General features: G+C 72.2%; 11 protein-coding genes. 7 read left to right on the top strand and 4 right to left on the bottom strand.

The features are described from left to right. Nucleotides 1-450: 450 nt before the first annotated feature. Nucleotides 451-1,638 (top strand): ATP-binding response regulator, encoded by a 1,188-nt coding sequence (locus tag ACZ6SQ_RS29105; protein ID WP_469567185.1) that lies wholly within the window; start codon nt 451-453, stop codon nt 1,636-1,638. Continuing rightward, on the top strand, nt 1,580-2,188 hold the full coding sequence (locus ACZ6SQ_RS29100) for a response regulator transcription factor (RefSeq protein WP_386379310.1): 609 nt from the start codon (nt 1,580-1,582) through the stop codon (nt 2,186-2,188). The genes ACZ6SQ_RS29105 and ACZ6SQ_RS29100 overlap by 59 nt, the downstream gene beginning before the upstream one ends. A gap of 8 nt (nt 2,189-2,196) precedes the next feature. Here ACZ6SQ_RS29100 and ACZ6SQ_RS29095 read toward each other — a convergent pair whose 3' ends face one another. Continuing rightward, the gene (locus tag ACZ6SQ_RS29095; RefSeq protein ID WP_469567182.1) at nt 2,197-2,604 is read right to left on the bottom strand and encodes a DoxX family protein; all 408 of its coding nucleotides are present in this window, start codon (nt 2,602-2,604) and stop codon (nt 2,197-2,199) included. A 298-nt stretch (nt 2,605-2,902) separates the two neighbouring features. Between ACZ6SQ_RS29095 and ACZ6SQ_RS29090 the strand changes: the two genes are divergently transcribed. Continuing rightward, entirely contained in the window at nt 2,903-3,310 is a 408-nt protein-coding gene (locus tag ACZ6SQ_RS29090) for a DUF6223 family protein (protein WP_386379307.1), read from the top strand. Between the two features lie 447 nt (nt 3,311-3,757). On the opposite strand, the gene ACZ6SQ_RS29085 is transcribed toward ACZ6SQ_RS29090, so the two are convergent. Together ACZ6SQ_RS29085 and ACZ6SQ_RS29080 are read right to left on the bottom strand one after the other, a co-directional pair. Then, nucleotides 3,758-4,168, bottom strand: coding sequence for a hypothetical protein (locus ACZ6SQ_RS29085; protein ID WP_392294809.1), 411 nt, complete (start codon nt 4,166-4,168; stop codon nt 3,758-3,760). 195 nt (nt 4,169-4,363) lie between these two features. Beyond that, nucleotides 4,364-5,365 carry an ArsR/SmtB family transcription factor gene (locus ACZ6SQ_RS29080; protein ID WP_469567181.1) on the bottom strand — a complete coding sequence of 334 codons (1,002 nt, stop codon included), beginning with the start codon at nt 5,363-5,365 and terminating at the stop codon, nt 4,364-4,366. Nucleotides 5,366-6,758: 1,393 nt separating this feature from the next. Here ACZ6SQ_RS29080 and pcaDC point away from each other — a divergent pair. From pcaDC to ACZ6SQ_RS29065, 3 genes are all read left to right on the top strand, one after another. After that, a complete protein-coding gene (pcaDC, locus tag ACZ6SQ_RS29075; protein WP_469567179.1) occupies nt 6,759-8,051 on the top strand; it encodes a bifunctional 3-oxoadipate enol-lactonase/4-carboxymuconolactone decarboxylase PcaDC in 1,293 nt (430 codons plus the stop codon). Nucleotides 8,052-8,112: 61 nt separating this feature from the next. After that, nucleotides 8,113-8,748, top strand: a complete 636-nt coding sequence (locus ACZ6SQ_RS29070; protein ID WP_389321397.1) for an MBL fold metallo-hydrolase — start codon at nt 8,113-8,115, stop codon at nt 8,746-8,748. A 46-nt stretch (nt 8,749-8,794) separates the two neighbouring features. Beyond that, a complete protein-coding gene (locus tag ACZ6SQ_RS29065) occupies nt 8,795-9,577 on the top strand; it encodes an exodeoxyribonuclease III (RefSeq protein ID WP_469567178.1) in 783 nt (260 codons plus the stop codon). Between the two features lie 102 nt (nt 9,578-9,679). On the opposite strand, the gene ACZ6SQ_RS29060 is transcribed toward ACZ6SQ_RS29065, so the two are convergent. Next, nucleotides 9,680-11,407, bottom strand: a complete 1,728-nt coding sequence (locus tag ACZ6SQ_RS29060; RefSeq protein ID WP_469567200.1) for an SGNH/GDSL hydrolase family protein — start codon at nt 11,405-11,407, stop codon at nt 9,680-9,682. A gap of 226 nt (nt 11,408-11,633) precedes the next feature. Between ACZ6SQ_RS29060 and ACZ6SQ_RS29055 the strand changes: the two genes are divergently transcribed. After that, a complete protein-coding gene (locus ACZ6SQ_RS29055; RefSeq protein WP_469567177.1) occupies nt 11,634-12,080 on the top strand; it encodes a DUF6278 family protein in 447 nt (148 codons plus the stop codon). The last annotated feature ends 57 nt before the right edge of the window (nt 12,081-12,137 follow it).

The following is a 12,137-nucleotide window of genomic DNA, read 5'->3' as shown; positions in this document are numbered from 1 at the left end:
CCCCCCCCCCCCCCCCCCCCCCCCCCCCCCCCCCCCCCCCCCCCCCCCCCCCCCCCCCCCCCCCCCCCCCCCCCCCCCCCCCCCCCCCCCGCTGCCGTCGTCCCCGCCACGGGGGGCGGCAAGCACGGGGGCGGCAAAGGGGGCGGCACTCCACCCGGACTCCACCGCGGCAGGCCTCCGCCAGGACCGTCGACGCTGGTGAAGCCGGGTCCGGGCGCGTTATCGTCGAATCGCTGCTCGGCCGCACGGCGGGGGATGCCTGGCCCCGAACAGCCCCACACGCAAAGCGAATTGGCGCCATCGGACACGTCGGCACACGGTCGCGTTCCCGCAGTCTCGGTCATCCCCCCGAGACCGGGAGACCGCCACGGCCGCCTCCGCGCCCGGGCAGGCGGAACCGGAGCGCGGAGCCGCACGAGGTTCCGCCTTCTTCACAAGGGGGATACTCCGATGACCGCGCTGCGGCCGCCGTCCCGAGCGGCGGTGACGACGTCCTCCGTGCTGCTGTCCGACCCCGACGACTCGGTGCGCGCCGCCCTGTCGGCGGCGCTCGGGTCCGCACCCGGACTGCGGGTCGCGGGCGAGGCCGCCGACGCCGACGAGACCCTGGCGGGGGCCGCGGAGATCCTCCCGGACCTGGTGTTCGTCGGCGGACTCGAAGGCCCGCGGCTGGCCGGCCTGGTCAGGCGGCTGCTGGCCGGGGCGTGTCCGCCCAGGGTCGTCGTCCTGGCCGCGCCCGAACGGCTCGAACAGTGCCGTGAGGCCCTGCGGGCCGGGGCCGGCGGGCTGCTGCCGCGGGACGTCTCGTACGAGGACCTGCTGCGTGTCCTCCCCGCGGTAGCCGCCGGTTTCGTGATCACGCCGCCTCCCGCCCCGGCGTACGAGCCCACGCCGTACCGTGCCGTCCTCGAGGAACCGCCCACGCCGCTGAGGACCGTACCGGCTCGGGCGCCCGTGCGGTCCGGGCGGGAGACGGCGCGGCCGGTGCCCGCGGCGGACCGGCGGCTGACCGCCCGGGACGTGCACGACCTGCTCGGCCGCACCCTCGCCGCGATCAACCGCAAGGGCGAGCTGGCCGCGCGGATCGTCGGCACCCGGCCCGACCGGGCGCAGGCCGAACTGGAGGGCATGCTGGTGCTGACGCGCCGGTCCATGGCCGAGGTCCGCGCCCTGGCGGGCGGCTCCCGCCTGGGCGACCTCGCCTCCGTGCTGGAGGGGGCGCGCTCCGACCTGGAGGGCCTGGGCCTGCGGGCGGACGTCACCCGCGACCCGCCCGCGCTGCCCTGGCCGGTCGAGGACGCTTTCGCCTGGGTGGTGCGGGAGGCGGTCGCCAACGTCATCCGGCACAGCGACGCCCGCGCCTGCGCGATCGAGGTCCGGATCCACGGCCGGACGGCACGGCTGCGGATCACCAACGACGGCGCCGGGCGGCGCGTCTCGTCCTCCGGGACCGGACTCAAGGGCCTCGCCGTGCGGCTGCGAGCCGTCGGCGGCACGCTCGTTCACGGCCCGGACCCCGGGACCCGCTTCACCGTCGAGGCGGCCGTACCCCTGAGCGGCAGCGAATGGTGGAGGAGAGATGGCGATCAAGGTGGTCCTGGCCGAGGACGAGACCCTCACCAGGGAGGCCGTTGCTGAACTGCTCGGGCTGCTCGGGGACATCGAGGTCGTCGCCCACACGGGGCGGGGCGACGAGGTGCTTCCGCTGGTGGCGGAGCACGGGGCGGCCCTCGTCGTGCTCGATGTGCACATGCCGGGCATGACCGGGCTCGAGGTCGCCGAGCGGCTCCACCGGGAGCGGCCCGGCTTCCCGGTGGTGCTGCTGACCGTCGACGTGCGGCCCGGACACCTTCAGCGGGCGCTCAGGGCGGGGGTGCGCGGCATCCTCACCAAGGACACCTCGGTCGCGGAGCTGAGCGAGGTCATCCGTGACGTGCACGCGGGTGCCCGGCGGGTGCCCGCCGATCTGGTCGCCGAGATGATGGCCGTGGGGGACAACCCCCTCACGGCCCGCGAGGCGGAGATCCTCAAGGCCGCCGAGGACGGCCGCCCGCTCAGCGTCATCGCGTCCCAGCTGCACCTCAGCCCGGGTACCGTCCGCAACCACATCCACTCCGCCGTCCGCAAGCTGAACGCGGGCAACCGGATCCACGCCGTGCACGTGGCCTCCCGGGCCGGCTGGGTCTGACGGCGCGGCTAGCCGGCGGCGCGCGGACGCAGCAGGGCCTTGACGCGGTCCCGCCGCAGCCAGGCGACCGAGACGCTGAGCGTGAACGCGATCCCGTCCATCAGGGAGAGGTCGTCCATGACCACGTTCGTGACGATCGCGCAGATCATCAGCGTCGTCAGCCCGAGGGCGGCCAGTCCCATCAGGCGCGGGACCAGCAGACCCAGCACACCGGCGATCTCCACGACACCGACGAAGTACCGCAGCCACTGGCCCCGGCCGATCTCGTCGAACGCGTCGACCATCTCCTGGCTGCCGAGGAGTTTCGCCGACCCGGCGGCCAGGAACAGCAGCACCAGCAGGGTCTGGCACACCCATGACGCGATCTTCAGGGCCCGTCCCGTTCCGTCCACCGTGGAAATGCTCTGACCGCTCATCAAAGTCCCCCATTCCCTTTTCAGTTGGTAAATCCCCGAGTATTCGGCCGTTCGGAAGCTAGCCGCGGAAAGCCGACCGGGTCAAAGTGGGCAGTTGAACACCCGGGCAATGCGCCCGCCGGTACTGCTGCGGGCGAATGCTGCGTTCGTGGTAGTCGACTGCTGTGACCGCAGACGCCGGCCCGGTGGCTACCGCCCCGACGGTAGGCGGAACGGCTACTCCGGCATGACGACCCGGGATGCTCCCCGTTCCTAGTCTGAGTTCCGACACCGCGTCATGAGACCGAAGGGAACGCCCATGTTCGTCCGTCGTTTGCTCACCGCCACCGCTGCCGCCGTGACCACGGGGATCGTCCTCGCCGCACCGGCCGCCGCGAACGTCATGGCCGCCGACGGCGACGACGGCGGCTCCGGCCGCGGCCCGTCCCTCGTCGCCCTGATCGTCGCCGTGGCCGGAGTGGTCCTCGGCGTACGAGCCCTGCGCGGCGCAGGCCGTGGAGCCGCCGCAGTGCGCGGCGGAGCCGTCGCGGGCCTCGCCGTGTCGCTGCTCGCCGTCGTGCTCGGCGGCGTCGCCCTGGCCGTCGCTGACGGCGGCGTCGGCAACGGCTCCGGCACGGGCGGCTCCTTCGTCGCCATGATCGTGGGCCTGGCCGGAGCGGTCCTCTCCGGCCTCGCCCTGTCCCGCTCCCGCAGCGTCGCCGCCTGACGTTCCACCTTGCTGCTCTCCGGTCCCCACACCGACCCGCAGGGGACGCAATGAGGCAGATGACGGCCGACGCGCGCGAAGTCATGGTCACGGCGCAGGAGGTCGCCAGACTTCGAGCCACCGATCGGGTGAATCCGCGACGGCGGCCCGATGCGCCCTGGACGGCGGCTGCCCTGCCTGGCGGCCTCGTCAACGCACTCCGCGGCCTCGCCCGCCGGAGAGGCAGCCGACTTCGAGTAGGACCGAAGCCCCATTGCTCCCACGGTCACATAGCCGAACATCCCACGCCTGCCGTCGTCCCGGTCATCTAAGGAGGCTCGACGGTTGATGGCTCGTAACTCTGCCTCGTCGGGCGACGGGATCAGCTTCCGGGGCGGCGCGTGTCATGCCGCCCCGGGGCCGGGTATGCGTGTCGGCGCAAGGTCACTTATCGAGCGGTCGGAGTGGTCAGGGCCGGTAGAACGTCTCGCAGTCGAGTGGGGACGCGGTGGCGTCGTCAAGGCAGACGACGACGTACGCGGCCCCGCCGGGCACGTCTGCGGGGACTGCCGGGAAGTCGTTGAGCGAATACGTCACGTCGCACTTGGTACTGGTGCTCTTGGCGCCGAGGCGGATACCCGAGGCGTCGTACGCGCCGACCCACGCCCTGCGGCAGCCGACGGCCCGGAGTGCTCCGTCGACCCCGACCGAACGGTTGTACCAGGTCAGAGTGCCGCTGATGTAGCTGGCACCATACGAGACGCCTGTGATGGGCGTGGTCGGGTACGCCGCAGTCTGCGCGCCCGCGGCCGGCGCTCCCAGTACGGTGGCCGCGGTCAGAACGGCGGAGCCGACAGCGGCGGCGAGTTGGGGCTTCAAGTGGTCCTCCAGACGGGACGAGTCGGTTGTCGCCTCACATCCTGGGCAGGTCGACCATCCGTTGCCCATCCTTTAAGTCACCGCTTAAAGGGGCTGCCAGGGCGGTGGGTGCGGCAGTACCTCACACACCTCGGTGCGCTTGTTCGGTGGTGTGTCACAGGGGTGGCCACGTTCGTTCGCGGCGTCCTCGCGCCGTCACGGTTGCGTCAGGGCGCCCGTCCGCAGCAGGGCCAGCCCGAGCGGGGTGATGAGGTGGAGTACGGAGCCGCCGCGGCGGCTGGTGGTGATGAGGCCCGTGTCGCGCAGCACGGTCGCGTGCTGGCTGGCCGCGGCGGCCGTGACGTTGAGGCGGCGGGCCAGTTCGCTCGTCGTGCAGCCTTCCGCCGTCACTCGCAGGGCGGCGGCTCGGGTGCGGCCGAGCAGGGACTCCAGGTTCCGGAGGGTCGCGCCGTCCGACTCCGCCGCTCCGGTGCCGGTCAGTGGCCGGCGGAGGGCCGGTACGGTCAGGCGGGGTGGCTGAGCGGTGTCGAGCGGGTCCCACAGGAAACTCACCGGGTGCTTCGAGAAGACCGTGGGCGTGATGATGAGTCCCCGCCCCTGGAGGTGCACATCGACTCGGCGCGGGTAGGGGGCGTCGAGCACCGGCGGACGCCAGCGGACCAGTGGTGCACAGATCGAGCGCAGCAGGAGATCGACGCCTCCCTCCAGCATCAGGTTCGCGCTACGGGTGGACAGCGCGACCAGTTCGGACCGTCCTCTGTCCCAGTAGGGCTCGACGGTCAGTCGGTGGCAGGCGCGCAGGGCCTTCGCCAGCTCCCGCAGCGCGTCACGGTCGCCCTCCGCCACCCGTCTGGCCCACGGCAGTTGTCCGGGACGGAAGTCGAGACACTCGATCTCGCGGCGCAGCTGGGACACCGGGGCGTGCAGCAGATTGTCCACGGCGTGGTCCAGAGAGGGCACATCGCCCGTCAGGCTCAGCAGATCAAGCCCGGGACCGCGCGTCGGGACCAGGGATGTCAAGGGGAGTGTGTCGGCCCCCGTCCTGCCCGCGACCGCCGAGCGCCAGGTGTGGAGGTGCGTGGGCACCCGGTTGCCTCTCAGTAGCTCCAGGCTGTAGTAGACCTCGGCCGCGACGCCGATGGTCGCGGCCACCCGGGTCCTGGCGAGGTCTTCCGCCGTGAAGTGAACACGTAACACCTGCCGGTCTCCTGCCGTCGAAGGGGAGTGCGTGAACGCCCCTCAGCCTGCCCCACCTCGTACCGCCCAATCGGGCGTCGAGGCGCAGGACCCGTTCGTCGGCCACGCGTTCGAGCCGGTGAACGCCAGCGGCCGTACCGGCTGATGGGATCGCCGCATCACCCGATCAGGGGCCACGCTGAAAAGGCTCACCGACCGCCCTGGCCCTTTGACTCTGCGTAGCTTCGGTTGCGACTTCAGGCTGCTCTTCCACGTCGGGAAGAAGTGCAGAACGGGCAATGGTTCGGGAAGTGGCCTGGATGGGTCGAAGAACCAGCGCCGATCGTCTCGTTGCGTGACGAGTGCCACGGCCTACCTCGAGGCGCTCTTCAGCTCCTGTGTGATCGCCTCTCGCGTAGGCCGCACCGGCAAGGGAGTGTGGGGAGCTCTAGGTCTTGGTGTGGTCCCAGAAGTGAACCCTGGCGGATGCGGATCTCGGTAGTGTCGACAGTGCTGATCGGCTGTTGGCCGCGGGAGGATTGATATGCCGTTGGTGAGGCGCCAGGATCTCGAGGTCGACTGTGGTGGGGGAGCGGCGCCAGAAGGTTTACGGGATCGAGGTGCGTAGGAAGCAGCGGGCCTCACCGTCTCCAGCGCAGTCCGTGTCTCACCGCCGTGCACCGGAGACAGCCCGAGACCCGCGTCAGCCCGTTGCTGCAGTTCGTCGAGGCCAGGCACGTCAGCGCCGACGGCCGTCACGGAAGAGACCACCACGAGGTCGTCTTCCTCGCCGTCTGCGTGGGCGGCTCCAGCGTTCGTCTGTGGCACCAGCATCGCTAGCGCAGCCGCCCCCAGACGTAACCGCGCCTTGCGTCCGAATCGCGGTCTGATTTGCCTGCGTTGCATATTTACCCCAGGGCCGTGGTCAGATGGCCCTCATCCGCGCGTTCGCAAATGCGCTCCCGACTCGATCACTCGTTCGAGGTAATGGTCAACGAGGTTATGAGACAAGCAAGTTGCGCATGCTGACTGATGGCCCACTCCGATGTCGTCTGGCCCGAAGCAGGGGGATGGCCGAACAATGTCCGGGAGGTCAGTCGACCCGGTACGAGCCGGGAAACCGCGTGCTCACTGGACGCTGGCGAGCTTGGTGGGGAAGTCCGCGTTCGCGGTCACGTTGTTGCCAGAGGCAAACTGGTGGTGCGGAGCGCAGCGAGTTGGCCGGCGACGGTTGAAGGCCTTCAGGTGAGTCCCGCCGAGCCGTGAGGGTGAGACGCCACGAGGGCACGCCGCTGAACATGTACCCGGACCCCAGAGGGTTCTGGCCGTTGGACCCGTCCTAGAGGGAGAGGCGGGAGCCCGTAGGCTGGGACCGGCGATGTGAGATCTCGTGAGAGATGAGAGAGTCTGACGGGTGAGCGAGACACCACCGAACACCCTGCAGTACCGCCTCGAAGGGCCGGAAGACGCCCCCGTCCTGATCCTCGGACCCTCACTGGGGACCACCTGGCACATGTGGGACCGTCAAGTGCCGGAACTGGCGCAGCAGTGGCGCGTCTTCCGGTTCGACCTGCCGGGCCACGGCGGCGCGCCCGCCTACCCCGCCGGGTCGGTCGCGGATCTGACGGCGCGGCTGCTGGCCACCCTCGACGGGCTCGGCGTGCAGCGGTTCGGCTTCGCGGGCTGCGCGCTCAGCGGCGCCGTCGGCATCGAGCTGGCGCTGCGTCACCCCGAGCGCCTCGCCTCGCTGGCGCTGATCGCCGCCTCGCCGCGGTTCGGCACCGCCGACGAGTTCCGCCAGCGCGGGGTGATAGTCCGTACGAACGGACTCGACCCGATCGCGCGCACCTCGCCCGAACGCTGGTTCACCGCCGGATTCGCCGCCGCCCAGCCCGCCATCACCGACTGGGCCGTGCAGATGGTCCGCACCACCGACCCCGGCTGCTACATCGCGGCCTGCGAGGCGCTCGCCGCCTTCGACGTACGCCCCGAACTGACCCGGGTCGGCGTGCCGACGCTGGTCCTGGTCGGCTCCGAGGACCAGGTCACCGGACCCGCCGAGGCGCGCACCCTGGTCGCCGGCATCCCGGACGCCCGGCTGGCCGTCGTGCCGGGCGCCTCGCACCTGGTCCCCGTCGAGCAGCCCGCGGCCGTCACCGACCTGCTGCTGCGGCACTTCTCCACGGCCTGGCAGAACGCCCAGGACTCCGGCACCGGCCAGATCCCGATGCCGCTCGCCCCGGCCCAGCCGTTCCTGGTGCCCGCGCAGGCCGCACCGATCGCCGAGCTCGCCCCGCCCCCGGCCCGGCCCGAGGCGGGCGGCCGGGCCGACGCCTACGAGACCGGGCTCAAGGTGCGCCGCGAGGTGCTCGGCGACGCGCACGTGGACGCCACCCTGTCCCAGGCCGACGACTTCGCCGCCGACTTCCAGGACCTGCTCACCCGGTACACCTGGGGCGAGATCTGGGACCGGCCGGGACTGGACCGCCGGGCCCGCAGCTGTGTCACGCTCACCGCGCTGGTCGCGGGCGGACACCTGGACGAGCTCGCCGTGCACACCCGCGCCGCCCTGCGCAACGGCCTCACCCCGGCCGAGATCAAGGAAGTGCTGATGCAGGCGGCCGTGTACTGCGGGATGCCCGCGGCGGGCAGGGCGTTCCGGGTCGCGCAGCAGGTCATCCGGGAGGAGACCACCCTCCAGGACTGAGGCCCCGGGCGGGCGCGACGGCGGTGGGCGCGGGCCGGACCCGCGCGGCAGGATGGTGGTCATGAAGCTCACCAAGATGTCGCACGCCTGCGTCCGCCTGGAGAAGGACGGCCGTGCCCTCGTCGTGGACCCGGGCATGTTCACCGAGCCGGACGCCGCGCTCGGCGCGGAGGCGATCCTGGTCACGCACGAGCACCCCGACCACTTCGACGAGGGCCGGCTGCGCGCCGCGCTGGAGGCGAACCCGGCGGCGGCCGTCTGGACCCTGAAGTCCGTCGCGGACCAGCTCTCGGCGGCGTTCCCGGGCCGGGTGAACACCGTCGGGCACGGCGACACGTTCACCGCCGCCGGTTTCGAGGTCGAGGTGCACGGCGAACTGCACGCGGTGATCCACCCGGACATCCCGCGCATCACCAACGTCGGCTATCTGGTCGACGGCGGCCGGGTCTTCCACCCCGGCGACGCCCTCACCGTCCCCGGACGCTCCGTGGAGACCCTGATGCTCCCGGTGATGGCCCCCTGGAACAAGATCTCCGAGGTGATCGACTATGTCCGCGAGGTGCGCCCGCAGCGCGCCTACGACATCCACGACGCCCTGCTCACCGACCTGGCGCGGCCCATCTACGACCGCCAGATCGGCGCCCTCGGCGGCGCGGAGCACCTGCGGCTGACCCCGGGCGACTCCGCCGAGGTGTGACGGTCGCGGACGGGCGTTGTCGGACCCTCCGGGTAGGTTGTGAGGCATGCGCATCGCGACCTGGAACGTGAACTCGATCACCGCCCGCCTGCCGAGGCTGCTGGCCTGGCTGGAGAGCAGCGGCACCGACGTGCTGTGCCTCCAGGAGGCCAAGGTCTCCGAGGAGCAGTTCCCGGCCGACCAGCTGCGCGAGCTGGGCTACGAGTCGGCGGTCCACGCCACCGGCCGGTGGAACGGAGTGGCGGTGCTCTCCCGCGTGGGCCTGGAGGACGTGGTCAAGGGCCTGCCCGGCGACCCCGGCTACGACGGCGCGGTCGAGCCCCGTGCCGTCTCCGCGACCTGCGGCCCGGTCCGCGTCTGGTCGGTCTACGTGCCGAACGGCCGCGAGGTGGACCACCCCCACTACGCGTACAAGCTCCAGTGGTTCGAGGCCCTCAGAGCCGCCGTCGCCGGGGACGCGACGGGCAGCCGCCCCTTCGCGGTCCTCGGTGACTACAACGTGGCGCCGACCGACGACGACGTCTTCGACGTGGCGGCCTTCGAGGGCGCCACCCATGTCACCCCCGCCGAGCGGGCCGCCCTGGTCTCGCTGCGGGAGGCCGGACTGAACGACGTGGTGCCGCGCCCCCTGAAGTACGACCACCCCTACACCTACTGGGACTACCGCCAGCTCTGCTTCCCCAAGAACCGCGGGATGCGGATCGACCTGGTCTACGGCAACGAGCCGTTCGCCAAGGCCGTCAGCGACGCCTATGTGGACCGTGAGGAGCGCAAGGGCAAGGGCGCCTCGGACCACGCCCCGGTGGTCGTGGACCTGGACGTCCAGTAGGGCGGCCCGGGTCCCGCCGGGCGACGCGGGCATCGCCGCGCCGACGGGCCGGGGGAGCCCCGGACCCGCGGGCGTGAGCGGGATCGGCGGATCGGCGGATCGTCAGAGGGTCTCCAGGTCCACCGCCGCGCCGAGCGCGGCCATGCCCGCGTCGCCCGGGTGCAGATGGTCCCCGCTGTCGTAGGCGGGCAGCATCCGGGCCGGGTCGGCGGGGTCGCGCAGCGCGGCGTCGAAGTCGGTCACCCCGTCGAACACCCCGCTCGCCCCGGCCCGCCGGATCCAGGTGTTCAGCTCGGTCCGCTCGGCCTGTACGGCCGGGGTGCAGTTGGCGTGGCCCGCACAGGGCAGCAGGGTGGCCGCGAGCACCCGCAGTCCGCGCTCACGGGCACGGTCCGCGATCTCGCTGAGGCCGGTGGCGACCTGATCGGCGTCGACACCGCCGATCAGGTCGTTGATGCCCTCGAAGACGAAGAGGGTGCGCACGGAGGTCTGGGCGAACACGTCCCGGTCGAGGCGGTTGAGGGCGCTGACCCCCCAGGTGGTGGTCTGGGTGCCGTCGCCGGGGTAGCGGTCCTGGGTGACGCGGTTGCCCGAGACTCCCTGGTTGAGCACCCCGTAGCGGGGCAGGGAGGCCTGCGACCCGAGCCGGTCGGAGAGCACGTCGGGCCAGCGCCGGTTGGCGTCGGTGGTGGAGCGTCCGCCGTCGGTGATCGAGTCGCCGAGCGTCACCACGGAGCCCGGCCCGCCGGTGACGTCCACGCCGGTCAGCAGCGGCCAGTGGGTGATCGTCGTGGTGTACGCGGCCCCCGACACGTCGGCCGTGTGGTCGCCGGGCTCGCTGACGTACGACCGCTGCACCGCCAGGGAGTGCACGGGCAGGGCGCTCACCGTGCCGGCCAGCCGGAAGCTGACGAGCAGATTGGTGTCCGCGGGCACCTCGAAGTCGAGCGGGTCGCTGTAGACCTGCGCGCCCGCCGCCAGCGAGACACCCGCCGAGCCGTCGAAGCCGAGTGGCGCAGGCGAGGTGAGGGCGTCCGCGCCCTGCCCCTGCACCGCCACCGACGCGGCGCCGATCGTCACCGGCCCCGACGCGAAGGTGTTGTCGAAACGCAGCCGTACCCGCGGGCCGCCCGTCGAGGTGTGCACCACCAGCCGCAGCGTGCGGTCGGTCCACGGCCCCACGGCCGGGTGCCCCGCGGTCGCCACCCCCCAGGTGCCGGTCCAGCCGGTCGTCGCGGGGCGCACCGAGAGCGCGAGCACGTGCAGATCACCGGCCTGCGGCAGGCGCACGGACGTGACCTCGCGGATGCCGTCGAGCGGCACCGTCACGACGTACAGCCGTGCCTTCTCGGCGAGTTGGCCGCCGGGGGTGTTGATGTGCGGCAGGGCGACGGCCTTGGCGGGCAGGGGGCCGGTGCGCCAGTCGGGGGCGGTGAGGCGGTAGAGGCCGGTGGTGCCGTCGGCGTACTCGACGGTGCCGGTGCCGCTGGTGTCGGCGCCCGTGCCCGAGACGAGGAAGGCGAGGGCGTCGCCGCGGCCGGTGACCCGCACCAGCTGTCCGGCGGCCCGTACGTTGTCCGGCGTGCCGGGCGCGCCGCGCGACCAGGTCAGCCGGGCGCCCTGCACCGTCAGGGTGCGGCCCGCCGTCCAGCCCGCGGCGGTGAGGTCCTGGGCCGACAGCGAGCCGCCCGCGCCGTCGAAGTCGGCCCTGCCGGGCCGGGCGTCGTCGCTGACGGCGGTGTTGTCGAACAGCCGCTCCAGCGGCTGTGGGAGTGCCGCCACCGACGCCGTCGCGCTCTGCGTGTTCGGCGGGACCGCCGACGCGAGCATGACGAACAGGGCGGCAGCGATGATCCGGCGTCCCCGGCGTACCAACCGATCCTCCAGGTCACAGGTGGGGCGAATCGGCCGCTGTGCACTCGAGCGGCGCAGGTCGAAGCTAGGAAGACGGTACGACCTCGTCAAATCACGACGGTACGGGCCCCGGAAAATCACCCGGAAGGGCCGACCCGCGCGCCTGTGGTGCGCACAGGGGGGCGAATGACAGTCTGGACGTATGAACATCCCGTTCCTCGGCCATCTGCGGAAGAAGCGCGGCCCGGCACGTGGTGTCGCGGTGTACGAGGCCGACGGCGCCGCCCCGGACCCCGAGGGGATCGCCGCGCTGCTGTCCGAGTGCGAACTGCTGCGCTCCCACGCGGAGCGGGCGGGGGTGCGACTGGACGACACGGCGGCCTCGCTGGAGGCCCTGGACCAGTTGCTGCCGCGCTGGCGCGACGACGAGGAGACCCTGTCCTGGCTCGGCAACGACGCGGGTCTCTATCTGGGCACGGTGCTCGTGCGGACCGTGCCGGGCGCGGCATGGCGGCTGTGGCCGAACGGACAGCCGGTCGTACGGCTGGCGTCCGGGAGGGAGTTCGACGTCGTGACCGCCGGACACGAATGGGCGGCCAGCGGAGTGCCCGAACTCTCCCAGCTCTACGGGGAGGTCGCGGAAGCCTGAGCCGGTTATACGGCTAATGACCGAAAAGTGCGTGTCGTTGGTCAACCCCCTTTCCGG

It is taken from the genome of Streptomyces sp. NPDC048600, assembly GCF_055587025.1.
This window is presented reverse-complemented; position numbering and strand designations above follow the sequence as displayed.